Source organism: Haemophilus parainfluenzae (assembly GCF_003252795.1).
GTDB lineage: Bacteria > Pseudomonadota > Gammaproteobacteria > Enterobacterales > Pasteurellaceae > Haemophilus_D > Haemophilus_D parainfluenzae_K.
In genome coordinates this window covers 66,927-92,677 of record NZ_QEPQ01000004.1, presented here as the reverse complement: position 1 = coordinate 92,677, position 25,751 = coordinate 66,927, and the positions used below count along the sequence as shown (strand labels likewise).

The following is a 25,751-nucleotide window of genomic DNA, read 5'->3' as shown; positions in this document are numbered from 1 at the left end:
ACGGGATTTTAAATCTCTTTTATATATAAAGAAAGCGCAATATAAAGTTCTGGAATGAAGTGTGATGAGCATCACAAAATAAAGGATTGAATTTGGTTGCAAAACTCTGCATTTGGGACAAAAATAGGCTATCCAATCAACTAGAAATTAAGTCATTCATAGTAAGGTAGCCTGCATTTATTGATGGCATCCGATAAGGAGATCGCTATGGCTTTTAATCTTAAAAATAGACACCTATTAAGTCTTGTTCATCATTCAGAACGCGAAATTAATTATTTGTTAGATTTATCACGTGATTTGAAACGTGCTAAATATGCAGGAACAGAGCAACCTCAGCTTAAAGGTAAAAATATCGCACTTATTTTTGAAAAGACATCAACGCGTACTCGTTGTGCTTTTGAAGTTGCAGCTTATGATCAAGGTGCTCGAGTGACTTATATCGATCCAAACTCTTCTCAAATTGGACATAAAGAAAGCATGAAAGATACAGCTCGAGTACTTGGAAGAATGTATGATGCGATTGAGTATCGAGGCTTTAAACAAAGTACCGTACAAGAACTTGCAGATTATGCTGGAGTGCCGGTGTTTAATGGTTTAACGGATGAGTTTCATCCTACACAAATGCTCGCAGATGTTCTCACGATGACTGAACATTGTGATAAGCCACTTTGTCAAATTAGTTATGTGTATATTGGTGATGCACGCAATAACATGGGAAACTCTCTTTTACTGATAGGCTCAAAACTAGGGATGGATGTGCGTATTTGCGCCCCTAAAGCCTTATTACCAGAAGCCAGTTTTATTGAAATGTGTAAGGGTTTTGCTAAAGAAAGCGGTGCGCGGATTACTGTAACGGAAGATATCGATAAAGCTGTAAGCGGCGTTGATTTTGTGCATACTGATGTTTGGGTCTCAATGGGGGAGCCATTAGAGGCTTGGAGAGAACGTATTAAGTTATTGCTTCCTTATCAAGTAACGCCTGAACTCATGAAGCGTACAGGCAATCCAAAAGTAAAATTTATGCACTGTTTACCTGCATTCCATAATAGCGAAACCAAAGTGGGTCGCCAAATTGCTGAAAAGTATCCTGAATTAGCAAACGGCATTGAAGTGACTGAAGAGGTGTTTGAATCGCCGATGAATATTGCATTTGAGCAAGCAGAAAACCGTATGCATACGATTAAAGCAGTCATGGTAGCGAGTTTAGCTTAGGAAAGATCTCGATAAATGAGTACATTTATTAATCATCTATTTTAAGAATAATTTATTTCCATACTTTTTGTGATTTTATTTTTTATGTGAAAAATTAAATTTATTTTTTGATAATGATCACATTTTTTGAAAAATATTATTGACATGATATTTACACAAGCAGAGAATATACCCAACTAAGGTTAGTTTAGATAGAAAGAGGAAATTTTTCTATGCTACTTCGTACATATATACACAGATACGTCCATACGAAAGTATTGAGACTTTTACGGTTTAATCCGATAAAAGGTCGTTCTTTGATGGCGCATATCCGTCGTACACGTCATATTATGATGCCATCGCATCGTTCTTGCTTCTCATATTCAGTATTTGCTTCTCAAAACAAACCATCCAACACGGCTCTCTAAACAGAGTTGTTCTCTCTGTTTAGAGAGTCTCCACAGATTAATTTCTGAATATTTTTGTATTGTCTAGAACAGGCAAGAAATATTTTGTGAAATTAACTTAATCTTATTTAATTTAAAATAAAAAATTCTTACTTTAGTTTTTTTATATAAAAATCTAGAGCGGGTTGTTTTATTCTAAATAAATCTATTGCGTTATTAAAATTAATAATGCAGGGTAACTTTACGTCAAAAAAATAAATAAAAGGAGTTTATTATGCCAAACTTAAAAATTGCATATAGTCCAAAAGTTGAACAATATTTCTCTACAAATAGAGAATTAGTTGAAATTACCAAAACAGACTTTACTGATGTTGCCGCTATTGTGTTGACATCAGGGGATGTAGGTGAATACCTTGAACGTATTCAAGCAACAAATTTTGGTATCCCAGTATTTGTTGTTCAAACTGAAGAAGAACAAGTTGATCCGAAATTCTATGATGCTATTTATCATATTCAAGATTTAAATGGTTATGACATTAAGCTTTATAGCCGTCAAATCGAAACTGCTGCAAGACTTTATGAAGAAAAAATGTTACCTCCATTCTTCAAAATGTTAAGTGAATATGTAGAAATGGGTAATATTGCTTTTGACTGTCCGGGACACCAAGGTGGTCAATACTATCGTAAACACCCAGCAGGTCGTTTCCTTTATGACTTCTACGGTGAAAACATTTTCCGTTCAGATATTTGTAATGCTGACGTGAAATTAGGTGACTTGTTAATTCACGAAGGTGCAGCTTGTGATGCACAAAAATATGCGGCTCAAGTATTCAATGCAGATAAAACTTACTTCGTATTAAATGGTACATCTTCTTCAAACAAAGTTGCGTTAAACGCAGTACTTGCTCCGGGCGATTTAGTGTTATTTGACCGTAATAACCATAAATCAAACCACCATGGTGCATTAATTCAAGCGGGTGCAACCCCAATTTACTTAGAAACTGCACGTAACCCATTTGGTTTCATTGGTGGTATCGACAGTCACTGCTTCGAAGAAGATTATTTGAAATCATTAATTAAAGAAGTCGCACCTGAAAAATTAAACCAAAAACGTCCATTCCGTTTAGCAGTTATTCAATTAGGTACTTATGACGGTACAATTTATAACGCACGTCAAGTGGTAGATAAAATTGGTCATCTTTGTGACTACATCTTATTCGACTCTGCATGGGTAGGTTATGAACAATTCATTCCAATGATGAAAGACTGCTCTCCATTATTGCTTGAATTAAATGAAAACGACCCAGGTATTTTAGTGACCCAATCTGTTCATAAACAACAAGCAGGTTTCTCACAAACTTCACAAATTCACAAAAAAGATAAACACATTAAAGGTCAAGATCGTTATGTAAACCACAAACGTTTCAATAACGCCTTTATGTTACATGCGTCAACCAGTCCGTTCTATCCATTATTTGCGGCATTAGATGTGAATGCGAAAATTCAAGGTAGTGAAGCAGGTCGTCGTTTATGGCATGAATGTGTGAAAGTAGGTATCGAAGCACGTAAATTAGTATTAAATCACTGTGAATTAATTCGTCCATTTATTCCAACCACAATTAAAGGTAAAAAATGGCAAGATTATGACACAGAAGAAATTGCAACTAATCTCGAATTCTTCAAATTCCACCCAACAGATACATGGCATAAATTTGAAGGCTATGCTGATGAACAATACTTCGTTGACCCATGTAAATTCTTGCTTACCACTCCAGGTATCAGCTTAGAAACCGGCGAATATGAAAAATTTGGTGTACCAGCAACTATTCTTGCAAACTACTTACGTGAAAACGGTATTATTCCGGAAAAATGTGACTTGAACTCAATCTTATTCTTGCTCACTCCGGCAGAAACCCTCACCAAAATGCAAACTTTGGTTGCTCAAATCGCCTTGTTTGAAAAACACATTAAACAAGACTCTTTATTAAAAGATGTATTGCCAACTGTGTATAAAAACAACGAAGACCGTTACAAAGGCTATACCATCCGTCAATTATGCCAAGAAATGCATGACCTTTATGTAAGCCGTAATGTAAAACAACTTCAAAAAGACCTATTCCGCAAAGCAACATTACCGGAATATGCATTAAATCCACACGATGCGAATATTGAATTCGTTCGTAACAAAGTTGAACTTGTTCCATTAACAGACATTGTGGGTCGTGTGGCTGCGGAAGGTGCGTTACCTTATCCTCCAGGTGTGTTATGTGTGGTTCCAGGAGAAAGATGGAGTTCAACTGCACAAAAATACTTCCTTGCATTAGAAGAAGGTATTAACACATTACCTGGCTTTGCACCTGAAATCCAAGGGGTTTACTTACAAAAAGACCCTGATGGACGTACTCGTGCATATGGCTATGTTTTAACTGACTATTAATAAAGTGAGGTTATGAGGTTTTTCCTTATAACCCTCTCAGCACAAACAAAAAAAGTGCGGTTAAAAACATCTGATTTTTTGACCGCACTTGTAGGAGTATAAATTATGAGTGCTAAAAGTAATAAAATTGGTGTGGTACAACTCACCATTCTTACCATGGTTAATATGATGGGTTCCGGTATTATTATGTTACCGACCAAATTAGCCGAAATTGGGACTATTTCCATCGTTTCTTGGCTTGTAACAGCCGTTGGTTCAACAGCCTTAGCTTATGCATTCGCACAATGCGGTATGTTTAGTAAAAAATCTGGTGGTATGGGCGGTTATGCGGAATACTCTTTCGGTAAAGCCGGTAACTTCATGGCAAACTACACTTACGGTGTATCATTAGTTATTGCCAATACAGCAATCGCAATTTCTGCGGTGGGTTATGGCTCAGAGTTCCTTGGAGCAACCCTTTCTCCACTCTCTATCGCATTATGGACCATCTTCACCCTTTGGCTTGCAACCGTCCTTAATTTTGGTGGTGCAAGAATCACTGGTAATATCAGTTCATTCACCATTTGGGGCGTAATCATTCCTGTGGTAGGTATTTCAATCATTGGTTGGAAATGGTTTGATGGTACAATGTATGTAAATTCTTGGAACCCACACAATGTACCTACTTTTGAAGCGATCGGTGTATCTATTTCAATGACATTATGGGCGTTCTTAGGATTAGAATCAGCTTGTGCAAACGCAGATGCTGTTGAAAATCCAGAGAAAAACGTACCAATCGCAGTACTTGGTGGTACTTTAGGGGCAGCGGTAATTTATATCGTTTCAACTAACGTGATCGCAGGTATTGTACCTAACCTTGAACTCGCTAATTCAACAGCGCCATTCGGTTTAGCCTTTGCTCATATGTTTGATGAAACAATCGGTAAAGTCATCATGGGCTTAATGGTGATGTCTTGCTTTGGTTCATTATTAGGCTGGCAGTTCACAATTGCCCAAGTATTTAAATCTTCAGCAGAAGAAGGTTATTTCCCAGCATTCTTCAAAAAAGTTACCAGTAAAGATGCACCAATCGTTGGTATGGTGACCATTACTGCATTACAAACTTTACTTTCTTTGATGACAATTAGTCCATCATTAAATAAACAATTCAATGTGTTGGTGGATTTAGCGGTAGTAACAAACGTTATTCCATACTTGCTCTCAATGGCAGCACTTGCCGTGTTATTGAAAGCAGAGAATGTTGCGCCACAAAAATATAAAACAACCGTCTTTGTTGCCTTTATTGGTTCACTCTATAGTATCTATGCGCTTTATGCAGCTGGTGAACAAGCGATGTTATATGGTTCAATTGTGACCTTTATCGGTTGGACATTGTATGGTTTTGTTTCTTACAAATTTGACCTTAAAAAATCACAAGCAAATTAAAAAAGAGAAGCCTACATCTTCATGTAGGCCTTTCGAGTTGCAATAAACTTAAAGTATAAAAGCGCGGTTGAAAATTAACTTGTTTTTAACCGCGCTTTTTATTTAGGACAATACTCTCAACAATACAGGTTGAAATTCCGTTTGTTGGCCAAGTTTTTGGGTGTAACGTTTAACCATGACAAAGGAAAGTGCGGTCAACATAAAGATTAAAATCGCACGAATGAGTTCATTCTCACTGATATAGTTGGAAAGTAATGTTGCAACCAATAGTGTGAAAAGCGGCACGATATACATTAACAATGCTGAAAATAACATGGATTTTTCTTCTAGACCGATTTCTACCATTTGACCTGTACGCAGTGGCGTAATGGTTTCGAGCGTGAAGATATGTTCGCCTCGTTTTCCATTGAGTTCAGACAGGGAAGCTGTTCCACAGGCTTCTCTAGCCGAACAAGCTCCACAGGCGCTTTGTGACTGACATTTCACTTTAGCAAGACCGGTTTCTGCATCATAGCTCATCACAATGGCACTTTCTTTTAGCATCGTGCTTCTCCCATATAAATATCAAAGCGGTGATTTTTGGTTTCACGACTAACATGGGGCGCTTTTTGCGCTAAGAATTCCGCATAATCAGGACGTTTTACCACCACGCGTTTACGGGCTAATTGTAGCGCAGGTGTCAAGAGTTCATCGGCATCCAAATCGGCACCAACCAAATGTTGGAATACACGCATTTCTTTTTTGACTAGGGCGGATTTTTGCTTGTGCGGATACATTGGATCCAAATATACCACATCAGCACTATCGATTTGTGGATTAAGTTCGGCAATATGATGAACATTTAGTAAGCGCATATTTTGTTGCATCATTTCACCTATTTCTGCATCCTGATAAGCGCGGTTGAGGCCATCCTGCAATAGTAAATATACTACCGGATGACGCTCCACTAAACGCACTTGGCAACCGATAGAAGCTAAAACAAACGCATCTCGACCAAGTCCTGCTGTGGCATCAATCACGCTTGGCAATTCTGCACCCTTAATACCTACAGCTTTGGCAATAGCTTCGCCACGTCCACCACCAAATTTACGACGATGCGCCATCGCACCAGCTACGAAATCTACAAATACATCGCCCAACTTGGGTTCATCCAGTTTGCGTAGGGCTAGGTGAGTTTCAGTTTGCACCAATGCAAGTGGGCTTTCAGTACAATGCTCGATACCAAGAGGGGCGCAAAGTGCGGTCAATTCTGACAATGTTCCCGCTTCGGCAAGCAGTTGAATTTTTATTTTTTCACCAGCCATACGCCGCTTTCCATATGATCTGTGTAAGGGAATTGATCAAACAGCGCCGCTTTTTCAATGCGGTGGGTTTGGCTTAGGGTTTGCAAATTCTCACAAAGGGTATGTGGGTTGCAGGAAATATACAAAATACGATCGTAATTTTGCACCAGTTTTACCGTGTCAGGGTCAAGCCCTGCTCGTGGTGGATCAACAAAAATCGTATTGCATTGATAGGCTTTTAAATCAATGCCTTTTAAGCGATTAAACTCACGTACACCATTCATTGCTTGGGTAAATTCTTCTGCCGACATACGGATAATTTGCAGATTATCTATACCATTTTCCGCAATATTAAATTGTGCGGCAGCCACGGATGGCTTGGCAATTTCAGTAGCAAGCACTTTACGGAAGTTTTGTGCAAGGGCGATAGAGAAATTGCCGTTGCCGCAGTACAGCTCTAATAAATCGCCCTGAGAACCTTGAGTGCAATCAATCGCCCATTCCAACATCTTGCAATTCACGGCTGCATTTGGCTGAGTGAAACTATTTTCTACTTGGCGATAAACATAATTGCGTCCTTTTATCGGTAACACTTCATCGACAAAATCTTGCTCTAAACAGATTTTTTGTTTATTCGCACGACCAATCAGCTGCACATCAAAACCAAGTTGTTGTAATTCACTTTTTAGGTTTGCTGCAGCGCTTTGCCATTCTTCCGTGAGTTGCTTGTGGTAAAGCAGGCTTACAATAATTTTATTGCTGAGCGTGCTCAAATAATCAATTTGAAACAGTTTTTTATGTAGCACTTCCTGCATTTTTAACAACGGTAATAAGGCTTTCATCATGTGATTGATCAGTTTGCTGGCAATTGGAAACTCATCAACTCGATAGCGCTGCAAGGTGCTTTGATCAAACATGATGTGATAAAAATCGCCTTTATCATGCCAAATACGAAATTCTGCACGCATCCGATAATGGCTGGTTGGCGAATCAAACACGGCTATTTCTGGGGCGTTAAAAGGCTGCAAAAGTGCGGTCAGTTTTTCAGTCTTTTTTTGCAGGAGTTCGGTATATTGGGAAATGGGTAGTTGCATTGATGTTTACGTTTGAATGATAAATATCCCACAGCCCTTGGCAAGCATGGGGATTGAGTAAAAAAGCAAAAGGCAAGCTTCTGCCTGCCTTTTAAAATGTATTATTCGCCAGAATAATCTTCGCCACCAGAAGCCGCTTCGCTCACATCACCTGATAAGGTGTAAACACGTTTTGTTGTGTTAATGCGAGTACGATATTTATTCCAGGTTTTTTCGAAGAAAGTTTCCGGTGCACGTTCACCACGGCAAAAAGCAACAAATTCTTTTTCTTCTTTTGTCGCTGGCTTGCGTTCGCCTGAATCTAATGCTTTAAACGCTTGACCATATTGCTCTAATACTTGGGATTCTTTGATTGTATAATCACCGTGACGGGAAAATCCGCGTGGGTAGTTTTTGTCGTCAAAAAAACGACGAGTAACACTGAAACTAGCAGCCATAATCATCTCTCTTCTTTATATTTAAAAACGGCAGGCATTAAACCAATTTTTTTTTATTTTTGCAATAAACCTTTCACGGTTTCTACATAATCTTTGACGAAATCATCGTAATTTAAGCCTTCAGGGTTTACACGATATTTGCCATTTACATAGAAATCAGGTACGCCATGTACTTTAAACTGCTCAGCCGCATTCACTTGTTTATTCACTAAACCGTTTACAGCAAAGCTGTTGATGTTGTTATCAAATTGTTCAGCAGTCACACCGTTATCAATGAAGATTTTACGAATATCGTCCATTGAGCTTAATTTATCTTGTTGTGCAGCTTCAAATAAAGGCGCTTTCACTTTGCTTTCTGCACCAAGTGCCATCGCTAATGCCCATGCACGAGTGAGGTTTTCAGATTGACGACCTAAGAAGTTAACATGATATTGTTTAAATTCAGTGCCTTTTGGTAAGCTTTCTGCAACTTGTTTTGGAATGTGGTACTCCATTTCAAAGGCATAGCAGTGCGGACAGTAGAAAGAGAAAAATTCAATCACTTCAGGCTGTGCAGAAGCGGTTTGGCTCACTTGAACGTATTGTTTACCTTCTTCTAGATTAGCTGCGAATGCGTTAAATGAAAATAAAGCACCGAGTAAAAATAAAACTTTTTTCATTTGTTTTCCTTATTTAATAATTCCGCGTGCTTTTAACAATGCGGTTTTAAAATCTTCTTCATAATCTTTTTTGATGCCAGGAATTGGCTCAAGTTTATCTGTATCGTGCATTTTTAAATGATAAATAATCACTTCATCAGATAATTCTGCTACGGGTTTATCAAAACCTGCTTCATCAGCAATTTTTTGCAAAATTTGTAACAAGCTCAGATCTGGGTCTTTAGACCAGTAAGGTTGTAAAAGTTCCAAAACTTCATTTAAACGCTTACATTTCATTGCTATTTCCTTTTAAATGGAGAAAAATAAGGCTAGATCATACTTCAAATAAGGCAATAAGAAAATATGGAATACACAATAAGTGCGGTTATTTTGGCTGGCGGAAAAGCACGGAGAATGAATGGGTCGGATAAAGGCTTGCAGCTTTTACAAAATAAACCATTAATTAGCCATGTGATTGAACGCTTACAACCTCAAGTGATTGATATTTCAATTAATGCTAATCGCCACCATACGGAATATGCACAATGGGGTTTTCCCGTATTTTCAGATGAATTGCCTGATTTTCAGGGGCCGTTGAGCGGTATGCTAACAGCACTCGAAAAAGCTAAAACGGATTTTGTACTTTTTGTGCCTTGTGATAGTCCGTATTTTCCACAAAACTTATTAGAAAAACTAAAAAGCGCGGTTAAAAATGACCGCACTTTAATTGCTTATGCAAAAGATAAGGAGCGTGAACACCCGACATTTTGTTTGATGTCCGTTCAGCTTAAAGAGAAGTTACGCGCTTATTTAAACGAGGGCGAACGTCGCTTATTACAATTTATGAACAAAAATGGGGCGGTTGCTGTCCAATTTGACGAACGAGAGGGGCGATTTGTAAATTTTAATACCTTAGAAGATTTACAATAAATTATTTGTTAAATCTTGAATTTTGCAAAAAATTCTCCATTATTGCAGTGTTTACTTTCTATTTTATTGAGGAACTTTATTATGATGCGAATCCTTTTATTTTTAGCTACTAACTTTGCTGTAATGCTTGTGTTAGGGATTATTTTAAATGTGACCGGTATTGCAGGAAATAGTACTGGTGGCATTTTAATTATGGCGATGCTTTTCGGTTTTGCTGGATCGTTGATTTCATTATTTTTATCAAAAACCATGGCATTGCGCTCTGTGGGCGCGGAGGTAATTACCGAACCTCGTAATCAGGCTGAGCGTTGGTTAGTGGAAACTGTACGTCGTCAAGCACAACAAGCAGGCATCCCAATGCCAGATGTGGCGATTTACCATTCTAATGATGCGAATGCCTTTGCTACGGGTGCGACTAAAAACAATTCTTTAGTGGCGATTAGTACAGGCTTATTAAACTCCATGACGGAAGAAGAAGCTGAAGCAGTATTGGCTCATGAGGTCTCACACATCGCGAACGGTGATATGGTGACCATGACTTTATTACAGGGCGTATTGAATACCTTCGTGATTTTCTTATCTCGCGTGATTGCCAATGTGGTGGCGAGCTCCCGTAATGGTGATGAAGAAAGTCGGAGTTCAGGCATTTACTTCTTAGTTTCAATGGTGTTAGAAATTGTATTTGGTATTTTAGCGAGCATTATCGCGATGTGGTTCTCGCGCTATCGTGAATATCGTGCAGATGCAGGTTCTGCACAGCTTGTTGGAAAAGAAAAAATGATCGCGGCATTACAACGTTTACAACAAATTCATGAGCCACAAGAGATGGAAGGTTCACTTAATGCCTTTATGATTAACGGCAAACGCAGCGAACTCTTTATGAGCCATCCTCCGCTTGAAAAACGTATCGAAGCATTACGTAGTTTATAAAAGATAAAAAAAACAAAGGGCTAAATGTAATATTTAGCCCTTTTTATTGTAGATTATTTAATATCCGCTAAGACTTTAGTGAGTAATTCCCAGTATGTTTGTACTGTTGAAATTTGGACTTTTTCATCTGGCGAATGCGCATTGCGAATAGTTGGCCCCACAGAAATCATATCAATATTTGGATAATGTTCTTTCAACAAACCACATTCAAGCCCCGCGTGAATCACTTTAATCTCAGGCTCTTTGCCAAGCACTTCTGCATAATGTTTTTTCATTAATGTCAAAATTGCGGTGTCATTTACTGGTTTCCAACCTGGGTAAGAACCTGAAAGTTCAACTGTTGCACCAGTGAGTTTAGCGAGTGAGGTTAAGGTGTCTTCTACATATTCTTTACCGCTTTCAATCAATGAGCGAATAAGAATCGTGCCTTCGATTTTATCTTTAAGGGTTTTTAACACACCAATACTTAATGAGCTTTCCACGACGTTTTTGATTACATCACTGTTACGAATCACACCGTTTGGTAACACATTCAGTAAATTAATCACTTTTTGGGTGCTTTCAAGCGTGAAGGTTTGTTGTGGATTTTCAACTTGCTCAACTGTTAAAGTTAAGTTTGGCTCAGCGATAGCAAGCTCTTCTTTTAATAAAACTTCAAATTTTTTGACCGCACTTTTTACGCTTTCTACATCATGATTGAAGCAAATGGTTGCAGCCGCTTCACGTGGAATCGCATTACGAATTGAGCCACCACGAATTTCTGCAAGGGCAAAGTGCGGTTGATTTTGTGTAAGTTTTGCTAATAAGCGTGCTAATACTTTAATTGCATTCGCACGTGTGGTGTGAATATCACAGCCTGAGTGGCCGCCGCGTAAACCTTTTAAGTTAATTTGTAGGGCGTGGCTAAATGGATTGTTTTCACGGTGAACAGGTAACTCAACATTAGCATTTACCCCACCAGCACAACCAATATAGATTTCACCGATTTCTTCGGTATCGGTATTAATTAAGATTTCTGATTTTAACCAGTTACGACGAAGGTGTACGGCACCATCCATGCCGGTTTCTTCAGTCATGGTGAGTAACACTTCAAGTGGTGGGTGTGCAATATCGGTACTTTCTAATACCGCTAAGGTAGAGGCTAAACCAATACCGTTATCCGCACCAAGTGTCGTACCTTGCGCTTTTACCCAATCACCGTCGATATAAGGACGAATAGGGTCTTGGGTAAAATTATGAGGATTGCCTTCATTCGCTTGCGGCACCATATCTAAATGTGCTTGTAAGACAACAGGTTGGCTGTTTTCCATTCCTGCAGTAGCGGGTTTACGAATTAATACATTGCCGGCTTCATCACGTTCTGCAAAGAATTGTTTTTCTTTTGCCCAGTTGACAATAAAAGTGGCGAGTGCATCTTCATGATGTGAAGGATGTGGAATTGCACAAATTTGATCAAACCATTTCCAAAGTAATTGCGGTTGTAATGTGGTAATTTCTGACATAATGAACTCCTTTTTTCATTAAAATTTTTGCGGAAATCATAGCATAAAACGCCAATTCAGGTTAAAATTCCGCAATTTTTTTATTTAGCGACAAAGTTTAAGGTATTTGTTATGAGCGAAAAATATGTTGTTACTTGGGATATGTTCCAAATGCATGCCCGCAAATTAGCGGAACGTTTACTTCCTGCCACTCAGTGGAAAGGTATCATCGCAGTAAGCCGTGGTGGTTTATTCCCAGCAGCGGTACTTGCTCGCGAATTAAATATTCGTTTCGTAGAAACCGTGTGTATTGCGAGTTATGATCACGATGAACAAGGTGCATTAAAAGTATTACACCGTGCAAGTGGTGATGGTGAAGGAATGATCGTGGTAGACGATTTAGTGGATACCGGCAACACTGCTCGTGCAATTCGTGAAATGTATCCAAAAGCAAAATTCGTCACAGTATTCGCAAAACCTGCAGGTGCTGAGTTAGTGGATGATTATGTGATTGATATTCCACAAAATACTTGGATTGAACAACCTTGGGATTTAGGTTTAACTTTTGTGCCACCATTGGCAAGAAAATAATTACAAATATGAGTTGGGAATGCGGGGCTTAGCCTCGCATTTTGTTTATTGAGCCAATTGTAAAATCCCGTTAAAATTAACCGCACTTTTACTGAACAAGGAATTTGAATGTCAACTCAACCGCGTTTTGTACATCTTCGTACACACACCGATTTTTCAATGATCGATGGTATCGTGAAAGTGAAACCATTGGTCAAAGCGTGTGCTGCAAACAATATGGTTGCGTTGGCATTAACGGATTTTACCAATTTCTGTGGTGTAGTGCGTTTTTATGGTGAAACCCTTTCTTCGGGGATTAAACCGATTATTGGCGCAGATGTTCATGTTAAAAGTGAGCTATGCGGTGAGGAATTATTCACCCTCACTTTACTTGCCAAGAACAATGAAGGCTATAAAAACATCACTTTACTGCTTTCAAAAGCCTATCAACGCGGCTATGTGGACTTGCCTTATATCGACCAGGAATGGTTGATTGAACACCGTGAGGGTGTAATTGTTTTATCAGGTGGCACACAAGGCGATATCGCGAAAAAACTCCTTAAAGAAAATATTTCCGAAGCGGAAAGTGCGGTCAGTTTTTATCAAGAATTTTTTCCTGACCATTTTTACCTTTCGCTGTCTAGAACGGGTCGTCCGGATGAAGAGCGTTATATTCAAGCCGCATTAAAATTAGCTGAGGAACATGATTTACCGCTTGTTGCAACCAACGATGTTGTCTTTCTCGTACCTGATGATTTTGAGGCACACGAAATTCGAGTTGCTATTCATGATGGCTATACCCTTGACGATCCGAAACGTCCAAAACGTTATACCGAGCAACAATATTTCCGTTCAGAAGAAGAAATGTGCGACTTATTTGCGGACATTCCTTCTGCACTTGAAAATACGGTATTAATAGCTCAACGCTGTAATGTGACTTTGCGTTTGGGGCAATATTTCCTCCCTCAATTTCCAACTGGCGAGCTGAGCACGGAAGATTATTTGGTGATGAAAGCCAAAGAAGGCTTGGAAGAGCGTTTGGCGTTTTTATTCCCCGATGAAAAAGTGCGGGCAGAAAGACGACCAGAATATGATGAGCGTCTTCAAGTTGAACTCGATGTGATTAACCAAATGGGTTTCCCGGGTTACTTCTTAATCGTCATGGAGTTTATCCAGTGGTCAAAAGACAATGATATTCCGGTAGGGCCTGGACGTGGTTCTGGTGCGGGTTCATTGGTGGCTTATGCATTAAAAATTACCGATTTGGATCCCCTTGAATTCGATCTTCTTTTTGAGCGTTTCCTCAATCCAGAGCGTGTTTCCATGCCCGATTTCGACGTGGATTTCTGTATGGATGGACGGGATCGTGTTATCGATCATGTAGCAGAAACCTATGGTCGTGGTGCGGTATCACAAATTATTACCTTTGGTACCATGGCGGCCAAAGCGGTAATTCGAGATGTGGGTCGTGTATTAGGCCATCCTTATGGATTCGTAGATCGTATTTCGAAAATGATTCCTCCTGATCCCGGCATGACTTTAGCCAAGGCTTTTGAGGCTGAACCACAGTTACAAGTGGCATATGATTCAGATGAAGAAGTCAAAGCCCTAATTGATATGGCGCGTAAGCTAGAAGGTGTCACGCGAAATGCAGGTAAACACGCGGGTGGCGTGGTAATTTCGCCTTCTTTGATTACAGACTTTGCGCCACTTTATTGTGACAATGAGGGGCTTCATCCGGTTACTCACTTCGATAAAAATGACGTGGAATATGCGGGTTTAGTGAAGTTTGACTTCTTAGGTTTGCGTACACTCACCATTATCAAATGGGCACTAGATATGATTAATGCCCGCCTTACTCGTGAAGGCAAACCAGCAGTCGATATTGCTGCTATTCCATTAGATGATCCCGAATCCTTTGAGTTGCTGAAACGGTCTGAGACGACCGCCGTATTCCAGTTGGAATCGCGCGGGATGAAAGATTTAATTAAACGTCTTCAGCCAGATTGTTTTGAAGATATTATTGCGTTGGTGGCATTATTCCGCCCTGGTCCATTACAATCAGGCATGGTGGATAACTTTATTGACCGTAAACATGGTCGTGAGGAAGTGTCTTATCCTGATGCAAACTACCAACATGAAAGCCTTAAACCGATTCTAGAGCCAACTTACGGTATTATTTTGTATCAAGAGCAAGTTATGCAGATTGCTCAGGTGTTAGCGGGTTATACTCTTGGTGGTGCGGACTTATTACGCCGTGCGATGGGTAAGAAAAAGCCGGAAGAAATGGCGAAACAGCGCTCAGTATTTAAAGAAGGCGCTGAAAAAAATGGCGTTGATGGCGAACTTTCCATGAAGATTTTCGACTTGGTGGAAAAATTTGCCGGCTATGGTTTCAATAAATCGCACTCCGCCGCCTACGCATTGGTATCTTATCAAACCCTTTGGCTGAAAACCCATTTCCCTGCTGAGTTTATGGCAGCAGTAATGACCTCGGAAATGGATAATACGGATAAAATTGTCGGCTTATACGATGAATGTTTACGTATGGGCTTAAAAGTTACCCCACCAGATATCAATGTAGGGAAACATCATTTCAGCGTGAATGAAAATGGTGAAATTGTTTATGGGATCGGCGCAATTAAAGGTGTGGGGGAAGGTCCGATTGAGGCATTGATTACTGCACGTAATGAAGGTGGGATTTTCAGAGATTTATTTGATTTATGTGCTCGCGTTGATTTGAAGAAAATTAACCGTCGTACCTTTGAAAGTCTGATCATGTCGGGCGCATTTGATAAGCTAGGACCACACCGTGCGGCGTTATCTAAGAATCTCGAAGATGCACTCAAAGCTTCAGATCAGCATGCAAAAGATGAGGCTATGGGACAAGCCGATATGTTCGGTGTGCTGACAGAAACGCATGAAGAAGTGGAAAATGCTTATGCCCACACGCCACCTTACACAGAAAAACAAATTTTAGATGGTGAGCGCGAAACACTTGGCTTGTATTTGAGCAGCCATCCGGTAAGTCGTTATTTGAAAGAGCTTTCTCATTATAGCTCTACGCGATTAAAAGATCTCACGCCAAACCGCCGTGGACAAATTAGCACGGCAGCTGGTTTGTTGGTCTCAACACGTTTCGCGACGACGAAAAAAGGCAATCGAATTGGTATCGCCACTATTGACGACCGTTCTGGACGTTTGGATTTAACCCTATTTGGCGAAAGCTTAGACCAATTTGGTGAAAAACTGCAAAAAGACACGGTTGTGGTGGTATCTGGTCAGGTAAGTTTTGACGATTTTTCAGGCGGATTAAAAATGTCAGTACGGGATTTGATGACTTTAGATGAGGCGCGTTCCCGTTATGCGAAATCTTTGGCTATCAGTTTGTCAGAGGAACAGATTAGCCCAAGTTTTATTAAGAAACTGAAAGACATGTTAGAACCTGTTAGTGGCGGCACTTTACCAATTAACGTATATTATCAAAGTGCAAAAGGCCGTGCGTTATTGCGTCTAGGGATTCAATGGTCGATTACACCAACGGATGAAATTCTAACAGAATTGGTGAATTTGCTCGGTGAAAATGCGGTAGAGCTAGAATTCGGTTAATATTCCAGTCAAAGTGCGGTCAAAAAATCCGTGTTTTTTAACCGCACTTTAAGCGATATAAATAAAGCGAGAGATAAAATGGAAAAAATCATTATTGATGCAGACAGATTTTTACGCACCATTTCACGTATTTCCCATGAAATTATTGAGAAGCACCAAGATTTCGATAATGTCATTTTAGTTGGGGTGAAACGCCGTGGTGCAGAAATTGCTGAATTGATTCAACGCCGTATTGAAGAGTTGAATGGTGTAACGCTTCCAATGATGGAATTGGATATCACATTTTACCGCGATGACTTAGAGTATGTTGAACCTGAAAATCCGACGCCTGTGTATAGCGGTGCCTCCAGTTATATGAATATTCAGGGTAAAGAAGTCATTTTGATCGATGATGTGTTATTCACTGGTAGAACCATTCGTGCTGCGATGGATGCGTTAACAGATTTTGGTCGAGCAGCTAAAATTGAATTGGTGATTTTAGTGGATCGCGGGCATCGTGAATTGCCGATTCGGGCAGACTATGTAGGTAAAAATGTGCCGACTTCTCGTGATGAACAAGTTCAGGTGCGTACATTAAAATACGATGGTTGTTATGAAGTGGCATTATTGCCTAAATAACTGTCGACCTATTGTGAACCTTTGATAAAATTGATAATCTAACGAGCATTATCCTATTATTTTTTAAGACAACTAAAATGAAAAAATCAATGTTAAAATCTCTTTTATTTGCCATGATCGGTCTGTTTACTTTTTCTCAAGTACAAGCAGAAGAGCGCGTTGTGGCGACCGTAAATGGTACACCAATTTTACAAAGCCAAGTGAATGCTGTGATGGGCAAGAAAGGTAGCCAACGTGCAGCATTAGATAAGATTATTGATGATATGCTGACTGATAAGGCTATCAAAGAATCAGGCGTAAAAGTAAACCAAGCGGAAGTAAACCGTATCGTAGAAGATATTGCGGCGAAAAATGGTTTAACTTATGGTCAATTCTTAGATGCGTTGGATTATCAAGGGATTTCCTTAAATGCATTTAAACAACAAATCTCTCGTCAAATGTTAATGGCGGGTGTGCGTAACCATGCCATTCAAAACAGCGTAGATGTGACTCGTGAGCAAGTAGATGCATTGGGTAAACAAATGCTCGATGAAGCGAAAGCAAAAGGTACCGCACAAAAAGTGATGGGTAAAGAGTATGAAGTTCGTCATATTTTATTAAAATTAAACCCATTACTGAACGATGCACAAGCTAAAGCAGAATTAGAACGTATTCGTAGCGAGATTATTTCTGGCAAAATGACATTTGCCGATGCCGCATTAAAATATTCTAAAGATTATTTATCTGGTGCGAATGGCGGCAGCTTAGGCTATGCCTTCCCTGAAGCTTATGTAGGCCCATTTGCAAAAATGGTTGAAACAACCCCACAAGGTACTATTTCTGCTCCATTTAAATCTGAATTTGGTTGGCATATTCTCGAAGTAACCGGTAGTCGTGATGGCGATAAAACAGAAGATGCCTATCGTCAAAAAGCTTACGAACAAATCGTGAATAGCCAATTACAAGATGCAACCAAAGACTGGGTGAAAGCATTACGTAAAAATGCTGATATTCAATATTTCGATAAGTAACAGAAACCGTTAGAATAAGGGGGCATTTTTGCCCCTTTTGTCGTTTTTATAAAATGAGTGACGCATGAAAAAATTTTTTGTCTTTTTACTGATTCTTTTGCTAATTCTTGGTGGTGTTGGTTTTTGGGGTTATCAAAAACTAACGGAGTTTGTTGATACGCCGGTGAATGTCACGCAAGATCAATTGCTTACAATTGAGCGAGGCACTACTGGCAGTAAACTCGCAGCTTTATTAGAGCAAGAAAAAATTCTTGAGCATGCCGATTTATTACCGTGGTTATTGAAATTACAACCGCAGTTCAACAAAGTGAAAGCAGGGACTTATTCTTTAACGGGCGTGAAAACGTTGCAAGATTTATTGGATATGATTAATTCCGGCAAGGAAGCGCAATTTAGTGTGAAGTTTATTGAGGGTAAGACGTTCAAGGAATGGCGTAAAAACCTTGAAAGCGCACCGCACTTAAAACAAACCTTGCAAGGTAAAAGTGATAAAGAAATTATGGCGTTATTAGATATTCCAGCCGTTGCAAAAGCCGTTTACGAATGGAATAACATGGATGGGTGGTTGTATCCAGATACCTATAATTACACGCCAAACTCAACTGATCTTGAATTATTAAAACGTTCAACTACTCGTTTACAAAAAGCCTTAGATAAAGCGTGGAATGAACGTGATGAAAATCTCCCATTAGCGGATCCGTATCAGATGCTGATTTTGGCTTCTATTGTGGAGAAAGAAACGGGTGTTGCGGCGGAGCGCCCACAAGTGGCTTCCGTATTTATTAATCGCTTAAGAGCCAATATGAAACTGCAAACTGACCCAACGGTGATTTATGGAATGGGTGAGAGTTATACCGGCAATATTCGTAAGAAAGATTTGGAAACGATAACTCCGTATAATACCTATATGATTGAGGGTTTACCGCCAACACCGATTGCGATGGTGAGTGAAAGTGCCTTGCAGGCCGTGGCGCATCCAGCAAAAACGGACTTTTATTATTTTGTTGCCGATGGAAGTGGCGGTCATAAATTTACTCGTAATCTGAACGAGCATAATAAAGCAGTGCAAGAATATTTACGTTGGTATCGTAGCCAACAAAAAGGAGCCAACTAATGCAAGGCAAATTTATCGTGATTGAAGGGCTGGAAGGTGCAGGTAAAAGTACCGCCATGCAAACGGTGGTGGATACATTAAAATCTCTTGGTGTAAATGATATCGTATTTACTCGTGAGCCGGGTGGTACGCCGTTAGCAGAAAAATTGCGCCATTTAATTAAACATGAAACAGAAGAACCTGTTACGGATAAAGCGGAATTATTGATGCTTTATGCGGCACGAATTCAATTGGTAGAAAATGTGATTAAGCCAGCATTAGCAGAAGGTAAAATTGTGCTTGGCGATCGACATGATATGTCTTCACAGGCTTATCAAGGCGGTGGGCGTCAGTTTGACCAAACACTTATGGCGAATTTAAAAAATATGGTATTAGGCGATTTTGAGCCTGATTTTGTACTGTATTTAGACATTGATCCTGCAGAAGGGCTGGCTCGTGCTAGAGGTCGTGGTGAATTAGACCGCATTGAACAACAAGGACTCGATTTCTTCCATCGTACCCGCCAACGTTATTTGGAATTAGTACAGAACAACCCAAAAACTGCCGTTGTTAATGCAGGTCAGCCTTTGGAAAAAGTACAAGCTGACATACAAAGTGCGGTCAAAAATTGGTGGGTTTCACAAGCAAAATGAGCGAACTTTATCCTTGGTTAGTGCCTACTTATCACAAAATTAGCCAAACTTTTAGCGAAGGTTTGGGGCATCATGCATTATTGATTAAAGCTGATCAAGGTCTCGGTGCTGAAGGTTTGTTTGAGGCTTTGACAAAACACATTATGTGTCAAACGCCAGATAATGCACCTTGTGGCCATTGTCATGCTTGTCATTTAATGGCAGCGCACAGCCATCCTGATTTTCATGTTTTAGCCTCTCAAGAAGGCAAAGATATTGGTGTTGATCAGGTGCGGGCAATTAATGAGATTGTCAGCCAACATGCGCAACAAAATGGCAATAAATTAGTGTATATCCAAGATGCAGAGCGTCTTACAGAGGCTGCGGCTAATGCGTTGCTCAAAACCTTGGAAGAGCCGCGTCCGAATACGTATTTTTTATTGCAAACAGAACCCTCCTCTTCATTGTTAGCGACTATTTACAGTCGTTGCCAAGTGTGGAATGTGCCTTTGCCAGCAGAGGCGGAAGCCCTAAATTGGCTTTCTTCTCAATTTCAGGCAGAAACATCTGAATTATTGACCGCACTTGCGATGAATTTGGGGCGCCCACTGTTAGCATTGGAAACTCTCCAACAAGGATTAATTGAACAACGGAAGAATTTCCTACGCCAATTTTGGCTGTTTTATCGTCGTCGTTCGCCTTTGGAAATTTTGCCTTTCTTTGAAAAAGAACGCACCGTACAGCAAGTAGATTGGATTTTAGCGTTTTTAAGCGATGCCATTAAATACAAACTCGAAATACAAAGTGGCTGGCAAACACTTGATCTTAAAACAGGTGTAATTCAATTTGCAGACGAGCAAACAGCGCTTGGGTTATTAACCGCAAATAAAATTATGCAAAAAGTACGCTCGGATTTACTCACTATCAACGGCGTTAACACAGAATTAATGTTATTAGATGGTTTGACGAAGTTAATTACCGACGTATTTAAGGACTAAATAAATTATGTTTATCGTAGATTCCCATTGCCATTTAGATGCATTGGATTATGAAAATTTACACAAAGATATTGCTGATGTAGTGGCCAAAGCCCAAGCACGAGATGTGAAGCATTTTTTGGCGATTGGCGTAACATTAAGCCGTTTTGAAAAAGCTTACCCTGAGTTAGCAAAATTTCCGAATGTGTCTTTAGCTTGCGGCGTGCATCCATTAGATCTTGAAGAAGAACCTTACGATGCCGATCGTTTATTACGTTTATCCCAAGATAAAAAAGTGATCGCAATTGGCGAAATTGGTTTGGATTATTATTACAGCGCGGATAATAAAGCGTTGCAGCAAACGGTTTTTGCGGATCAAATCAGAATTGCTAATGAAGTGGATAAACCCGTGATTATTCATACGCGTTCAGCACCGGAAGATACCATTGCTATGTTGCGTGAGCACCAGGCTGAAAAGTGCGGTGGATTAATTCATTGTTTTACGGAAACCTTAGATTTTGCGAAAAAGGCGCTTGATTTAGGTTTTTACATCTCTTGTTCGGGTATTATTACCTTTAAAAATGCGGAAAGTATTCGCGAAGCCATTCGTTATGTACCAGCAGATCGTTTGTTAGTTGAAACGGATTCGCCTTACTTAGCGCCCGTGCCTTATCGTGGCAAAGAGAACCAACCTGCCTATACGCGAGAGGTGTGTGAATATGTGGCAGCGTTAAAAGGGCTGTCTATGGAAGAATTTGCACAAATTAGTACACAAAACTTCGAGCGTTTATTTAAAATTAATGTACAATAAATCATCGATTTAAATGAGAGAGTTTTATGCGTAAGTTTTTTAAATACTTTTTATTTTTAGTGGTCTTTGTTTTTCACGGCTTTATGTTTGCTGTGGTGGACTACGTTTTCCCACACTATGATGTAACGCGAGTAACGGGTGTGGAAGTGAAACGTGTTGATAAAGATGGCCCGATTACAAAATCGAATCCGGCTGATGGTCCAACGCGTGATGTGTATTTTATTAATACACAAAATGATGATGGAAAAATCATGGTATATCGTAATGAAGATACCCGTTGGGGTTTTCCATTCTATTTCAAATTTGGTTCAGCTAACTTACAGGCTCAAGCTCAAGCCTTTGGTAATGAAAATAAATTAGTACAAATCAAGTATTACGGTTGGCGTATGACGATGTTTGATGAATATCGTAATGCGGTTTCGGTGAAGGAAATCAGCGACGATATCACACCAAGCCATCCAATTTTATCTTGGGTATTCTATGCATTCCTATTAGTTACCCTTTTCCTTTCAGTACAATTTGTACGCGGCTGGTTCGACAGCGAAAATTAGCGTATCTCAAATAGGGCGTCATAGAACGCCCTAACAATTTAATAATAACATTTCTAACCTAAAAACCAGCGGTAATTGACCGCACTTTAAAACCAATAAAGAGAACATTATGAGTTTATCTGCAGCGATTTTAATTTTAATCGTATTAATTATTATCAGTGCAATCTTGTCATCAGCCGAGATTTCTCTCGCGGGTGCGAGACGCATTAAGTTACAAACGTTGGCCAATGAAGGCAATATCAAAGCGGAGAAAGTCTTAAAGTTACAGGAACAGCCTGGTCGCTTTATTACTGTGGTCCAAATTGGACTTAATATGGTCGCCGTACTCGGTGGTGTGATTGGTGAAGCAACCATTAGTCTTCACTTACAGAGTTTTTTACATGAATACACCACGGCTGAATGGGTTGAGCCAGCCTCCTCTTGGATTGCCTTTTTCATGGTAACCATAACATTTGTTTTATTAGCCGATTTAATTCCGAAACGTCTCGCACTGATTAATCCTGAAGGTGTTGCACTGCGGACTATTGGCATTATGCAAGCCTTTATTTTCTTATTGAAACCCATTGTATGGTTTTTTGATGGTCTTTCTAATATCTTCTTCCATTTAATGGGCGTATCCACTAAACGTGAAGATAACATGACTTCAGAAGACATTGTGGCGATCGTAGAAGCTGGAGCTGAAGCGGGCGTGCTAAAAACACAAGAGCATTATCTAATTGAAAATATCTTTGAAATGCAAGAACGCACTGTGTCTTCAACCATGACGACCCGTGAAAATATCGTATTTTTAGACCGCACTTTCACTCGTCAAGAAGTGTTGAATACCTTATCGGCAGACTCTCATTCTAAATTAGTGATCTGTGATAATGGTTTGGATAAGATTTTAGGTTATGTGGAATCACATACCTTATTAACACTCTATCTTCAACAAGAAGTGGTAGATTTAACGGATAGCCGTTTATTGCGTAAAGCGTTATTTATCCCAGATACATTGTCCTTATATGAGGTATTGGAGTTATTTAAGTCTACAGGTGAAGACTTTGCGATTATCGTCAATGAGTATGCACTTGTGATGGGTTTAATTACCTTAAATGATGTGATGAGTATTGTGATGGGAGAATTGGTTTCTAATGAAGAGGAGCAAATCGTTAGCCGTGATGAAAACTCTTGGTTAATCGATGGTGCAACGCCGCTTGAAGATGTGATGCGTGCTTTAGATATTGAATCTTTCCCAGATGAAGAAAACTATGAAACCATCAGTGGCTTTATGATGTATATGCTACGCAAAATCCCGAAAAAAACTGATTTTGTGTTATACGATAAATATAAATTTGAAGTTATTGATACCGAAAACTTCAAAATTGATCAAATTTTAGTTTCTATTGTCAAAGATAGCGGTGTGAGCAAAGAATCAGCGTAGTGCTAGGCGTTTCCTTGCTTAATCCCCCATTCTAAGTATAATTAACGGCGTTTTTAACCGCCTATAAATAAGGAAAATTTAATGTTTAAAAAAATCTCGGTATTCTTTGTGGCAGTAATGCTTGCAGGTTGTTCTTCGATTTCAGATATGACCTCTTACATTCCGTTTATGGGTAAAGACAAAAAGGTCATTGATTTAGATAAAGATAAAATCGACCAAAAATCTTATGCGGCAGCTTATGAAGCCACTGTGGCAACGTATAAAGATCGTGTAACAAAAAATTTCTTTGTGGATAATTTTGCAAGTGGTGCAAATGACTGGTATCTCGGTCGTATTGTGGTGCCAATCAAACAAATTCAAGATAAACTCTACACAGGTGGTCATGACTCTGATGTGTATGCTTACTACAGTGGTGTGTTGCATGCAGAGGCATTACAAACCAACTTCAGCCGCTTAAGCGCGAATTGTTGGCAAAAAGTGGATTCACCAAGTGTGACACAAGGGATCTACGATGCAATGCGTGATTTGCAAAAAGGCAAAGAGCGCGGTGAAAATGACGCTTACATTTCCCAAGGTAGCGAAATGCTACTCAAAGCCTGTACCGGCCAATAATCAATTTGAGCTGTTGATGAGCGATCTCATCAGCAGCTTTTCTTTTTTAAAATCATCGATGTGAAGGAGCAAGAATGTTAGAACTTTCGGAAAGCAACATTCATTTAAATGCTACAGCAACAAATAAGCTGCAAGCTATTGAAATGGCTGCAAGTGCGTTAGAGCAAGCTGGCAATGTTGAACAAGGCTATTTGCAAGGCATGCTTGGACGAGAACAACAAACCTCCACTTTTTTAGGCAATGGGATTGCGATTCCACACGGTACATTAGAAACCCGTTCGATGGTAAAAAAAACTGGTGTGCAAGTTTTCCAATTCCCACAAGGTATTGAGTGGGGAGAAGGCAATATTGCTTATGTTGTAATTGGTATTGCGGCCCGTTCTGATGAACATCTTGCTTTACTTCGTCAATTAACGCATGTTTTAGGTGATGAAGACACTGCAGCACAGTTAGCGACATTAACAGATGTTGAAAAATTCCGTGCTATTTTATTGGGTGAAAGTGATGCTTTTAGTATTACTGATGAAACATTAAGTTTAGATATTGAAACGCAAAGTTTGCTCATACTTACAGCCATCAATGCAGGCAAATTACAACAGCAAAGTGCGGTTGAAAATAGCTTTGTTTCTGAAGTGGTTTCCAATTCTGCTCTGCCACTAGGCAAAGGTTTATGGGTAACCGATGCTGTATCAGGTAACGTGAAAAATGCCTTGGCATTCAGTCGTGCGAAAACTATTTTTAATCATAATGGCAAAGCGGTGAAAGGCGTATTGACGATTTCGGCTGTCAATGACCAAATCAATGAGACATTAGCGCGTTTACTGGATGATGAAGTCCAAAATATTTTATTAAGTGGTAATGCGCAGCAAATTTTGACCGCACTTAATGGCGGTAAAGTGCCCGCTGCAGCAGTGGCTCAATCTGAAGACCAAATTGCGACAGGTGCAGTGATTGGTACCTTTACGATTCGTAATGAACATGGCTTACATGCTCGCCCAAGTGCCGTGCTTGTCAATGAAGTGAAAAAATTCGCCTCCAAGATTACGGTACAAAATCTTACTCGAGAAACCGCACCAGTTAGTGCAAAAAGCTTGATGAAAATTGTGGCATTAGGTGTCACTCAAGGTCATCGCTTACGTTTTGTTGCAGAAGGGGATGATGCGAAACAAGCCATTGAAGCCTTAGGTAAGATCATTGCGAGTGGGCTTGGCGAAACTGTCTCTGCTGTGCCACCTGCTGAACCGGATACTATTGAAGTCAGCAGTGAGCATGCACCACAAATTCACGAAGAAAAAACAGGTTTACCAGCCGATGCCATTGAAGCCGTATTTATGATTCGTAATGAACACGGTTTACATGCTCGTCCAAGTGCGGTACTGGTTAATGAAGTGAAAAAATACAATGCGTCGGTTGCGGTACAAAACTTAGATCGTGATAGCCAATTAGTCAGTGCGAAAAGTCTGATGAAAATTGTGGCGTTAGGCATTGTGAAAGGTCACCGCTTGCGTTTTGTGGCGAGTGGTGAAGAAGCTCAACAAGCGATTGACGGTATCGGTGCAGTCATTGAAAGCGGTTTAGGTGAAGGTAAGGAGTAA

25 protein-coding genes are annotated in these 25,751 nt (G+C 39.7%); 18 read left to right on the top strand and 7 right to left on the bottom strand.

Annotated features, from left to right (window positions below; all coding sequences use genetic code 11):
- Positions 1 to 207 precede the first annotated feature (207 nt).
- From DPV81_RS07680 to potE, 4 genes are all read left to right on the top strand, one after another.
- Positions 208 to 1,212, top strand: a complete 1,005-nt coding sequence (locus DPV81_RS07680) for an ornithine carbamoyltransferase (protein WP_111387688.1) — start codon at positions 208 to 210, stop codon at positions 1,210 to 1,212.
- Between the two features lie 212 nt (positions 1,213 to 1,424).
- Complete coding sequence (gene speFL / locus DPV81_RS09520; protein ID WP_197534114.1) at positions 1,425 to 1,619, top strand: leader peptide SpeFL; 195 nt, start codon at positions 1,425 to 1,427, stop codon at positions 1,617 to 1,619.
- A 253-nt stretch (positions 1,620 to 1,872) separates the two neighbouring features.
- Positions 1,873 to 4,035, top strand: a complete 2,163-nt coding sequence (gene speF, locus DPV81_RS07670; RefSeq protein ID WP_111387686.1) for an ornithine decarboxylase SpeF — start codon at positions 1,873 to 1,875, stop codon at positions 4,033 to 4,035.
- A 105-nt stretch (positions 4,036 to 4,140) separates the two neighbouring features.
- The gene (gene potE / locus DPV81_RS07665) at positions 4,141 to 5,460 is read left to right on the top strand and encodes a putrescine-ornithine antiporter (protein WP_049365111.1); all 1,320 of its coding nucleotides are present in this window, start codon (positions 4,141 to 4,143) and stop codon (positions 5,458 to 5,460) included.
- A gap of 102 nt (positions 5,461 to 5,562) precedes the next feature.
- On the opposite strand, the gene DPV81_RS07660 is transcribed toward potE, so the two are convergent.
- The 6 genes from DPV81_RS07660 to DPV81_RS07635 all read right to left on the bottom strand — a co-directional run bounded on the left by DPV81_RS07660 (position 5,563) and on the right by DPV81_RS07635 (position 9,209).
- Entirely contained in the window at positions 5,563 to 6,003 is a 441-nt protein-coding gene (locus tag DPV81_RS07660; protein ID WP_165818973.1) for a SoxR reducing system RseC family protein, read from the bottom strand.
- Complete coding sequence (locus DPV81_RS07655) at positions 5,997 to 6,764, bottom strand: class I SAM-dependent methyltransferase (protein ID WP_111387684.1); 768 nt, start codon at positions 6,762 to 6,764, stop codon at positions 5,997 to 5,999. Before DPV81_RS07655 ends, DPV81_RS07660 begins: the two co-directional genes overlap by 7 nt.
- The gene (trmA, locus tag DPV81_RS07650; RefSeq protein WP_111387682.1) at positions 6,746 to 7,837 is read right to left on the bottom strand and encodes a tRNA (uridine(54)-C5)-methyltransferase TrmA; all 1,092 of its coding nucleotides are present in this window, start codon (positions 7,835 to 7,837) and stop codon (positions 6,746 to 6,748) included. Before trmA ends, DPV81_RS07655 begins: the two co-directional genes overlap by 19 nt.
- Positions 7,838 to 7,938: 101 nt before the next feature.
- The gene (gene maoP / locus DPV81_RS07645; RefSeq protein ID WP_032804166.1) at positions 7,939 to 8,274 is read right to left on the bottom strand and encodes a MaoP family protein; all 336 of its coding nucleotides are present in this window, start codon (positions 8,272 to 8,274) and stop codon (positions 7,939 to 7,941) included.
- Between the two features lie 53 nt (positions 8,275 to 8,327).
- Positions 8,328 to 8,933, bottom strand: a complete 606-nt coding sequence (dsbA, locus tag DPV81_RS07640) for a thiol:disulfide interchange protein DsbA (protein WP_111387680.1) — start codon at positions 8,931 to 8,933, stop codon at positions 8,328 to 8,330.
- Between the two features lie 9 nt (positions 8,934 to 8,942).
- Positions 8,943 to 9,209, bottom strand: a complete 267-nt coding sequence (locus tag DPV81_RS07635; protein WP_111387678.1) for a YihD family protein — start codon at positions 9,207 to 9,209, stop codon at positions 8,943 to 8,945.
- Between the two features lie 66 nt (positions 9,210 to 9,275).
- Between DPV81_RS07635 and mobA the strand changes: the two genes are divergently transcribed.
- Together mobA and htpX are read left to right on the top strand one after the other, a co-directional pair.
- A complete protein-coding gene (gene mobA / locus DPV81_RS07630; RefSeq protein ID WP_111387676.1) occupies positions 9,276 to 9,842 on the top strand; it encodes a molybdenum cofactor guanylyltransferase MobA in 567 nt (188 codons plus the stop codon).
- Between the two features lie 78 nt (positions 9,843 to 9,920).
- Positions 9,921 to 10,772, top strand: coding sequence for a protease HtpX (gene htpX / locus DPV81_RS07625; protein ID WP_192829122.1), 852 nt, complete (start codon positions 9,921 to 9,923; stop codon positions 10,770 to 10,772).
- Between the two features lie 53 nt (positions 10,773 to 10,825).
- Here the strand turns inward: htpX and DPV81_RS07620 are convergent, their stop codons facing one another.
- The gene (locus DPV81_RS07620) at positions 10,826 to 12,274 is read right to left on the bottom strand and encodes an aminoacyl-histidine dipeptidase (protein ID WP_111387674.1); all 1,449 of its coding nucleotides are present in this window, start codon (positions 12,272 to 12,274) and stop codon (positions 10,826 to 10,828) included.
- Positions 12,275 to 12,385: 111 nt separating this feature from the next.
- Between DPV81_RS07620 and gpt the strand changes: the two genes are divergently transcribed.
- The 12 genes from gpt to fruB all read left to right on the top strand — a co-directional run bounded on the left by gpt (position 12,386) and on the right by fruB (position 25,751).
- The gene (gpt, locus tag DPV81_RS07615) at positions 12,386 to 12,844 is read left to right on the top strand and encodes a xanthine phosphoribosyltransferase (protein WP_005699092.1); all 459 of its coding nucleotides are present in this window, start codon (positions 12,386 to 12,388) and stop codon (positions 12,842 to 12,844) included.
- A gap of 108 nt (positions 12,845 to 12,952) precedes the next feature.
- The gene (gene dnaE, locus DPV81_RS07610; protein WP_111387672.1) at positions 12,953 to 16,432 is read left to right on the top strand and encodes a DNA polymerase III subunit alpha; all 3,480 of its coding nucleotides are present in this window, start codon (positions 12,953 to 12,955) and stop codon (positions 16,430 to 16,432) included.
- Between the two features lie 78 nt (positions 16,433 to 16,510).
- Entirely contained in the window at positions 16,511 to 17,050 is a 540-nt protein-coding gene (gene pyrR / locus DPV81_RS07605) for a bifunctional pyr operon transcriptional regulator/uracil phosphoribosyltransferase PyrR (protein WP_111387670.1), read from the top strand.
- A gap of 77 nt (positions 17,051 to 17,127) precedes the next feature.
- Positions 17,128 to 18,060 carry a peptidylprolyl isomerase gene (locus DPV81_RS07600; RefSeq protein ID WP_049365121.1) on the top strand — a complete coding sequence of 311 codons (933 nt, stop codon included), beginning with the start codon at positions 17,128 to 17,130 and terminating at the stop codon, positions 18,058 to 18,060.
- Between the two features lie 64 nt (positions 18,061 to 18,124).
- On the top strand, positions 18,125 to 19,174 hold the full coding sequence (mltG, locus tag DPV81_RS07595) for an endolytic transglycosylase MltG (RefSeq protein WP_111387668.1): 1,050 nt from the start codon (positions 18,125 to 18,127) through the stop codon (positions 19,172 to 19,174).
- On the top strand, positions 19,174 to 19,806 hold the full coding sequence (gene tmk / locus DPV81_RS07590; RefSeq protein ID WP_111387666.1) for a dTMP kinase: 633 nt from the start codon (positions 19,174 to 19,176) through the stop codon (positions 19,804 to 19,806). Before mltG ends, tmk begins: the two co-directional genes overlap by 1 nt.
- Positions 19,803 to 20,783 carry a DNA polymerase III subunit delta' gene (locus tag DPV81_RS07585; protein ID WP_111387664.1) on the top strand — a complete coding sequence of 327 codons (981 nt, stop codon included), beginning with the start codon at positions 19,803 to 19,805 and terminating at the stop codon, positions 20,781 to 20,783. The genes tmk and DPV81_RS07585 overlap by 4 nt, the downstream gene beginning before the upstream one ends.
- A gap of 7 nt (positions 20,784 to 20,790) precedes the next feature.
- Positions 20,791 to 21,573, top strand: a complete 783-nt coding sequence (locus DPV81_RS07580) for a YchF/TatD family DNA exonuclease (protein ID WP_111387662.1) — start codon at positions 20,791 to 20,793, stop codon at positions 21,571 to 21,573.
- Between the two features lie 26 nt (positions 21,574 to 21,599).
- Positions 21,600 to 22,124, top strand: a complete 525-nt coding sequence (locus DPV81_RS07575; RefSeq protein ID WP_049365127.1) for a DUF1523 family protein — start codon at positions 21,600 to 21,602, stop codon at positions 22,122 to 22,124.
- A 109-nt stretch (positions 22,125 to 22,233) separates the two neighbouring features.
- Positions 22,234 to 23,544, top strand: coding sequence for a polyamine export protein PaeA (gene paeA, locus DPV81_RS07570; RefSeq protein ID WP_111387660.1), 1,311 nt, complete (start codon positions 22,234 to 22,236; stop codon positions 23,542 to 23,544).
- 81 nt (positions 23,545 to 23,625) lie between these two features.
- Entirely contained in the window at positions 23,626 to 24,156 is a 531-nt protein-coding gene (locus tag DPV81_RS07565) for an HI_0449 family lipoprotein (RefSeq protein WP_049365129.1), read from the top strand.
- Positions 24,157 to 24,230: 74 nt separating this feature from the next.
- A complete protein-coding gene (gene fruB / locus DPV81_RS07560; RefSeq protein ID WP_111387658.1) occupies positions 24,231 to 25,751 on the top strand; it encodes a fused PTS fructose transporter subunit IIA/HPr protein in 1,521 nt (506 codons plus the stop codon).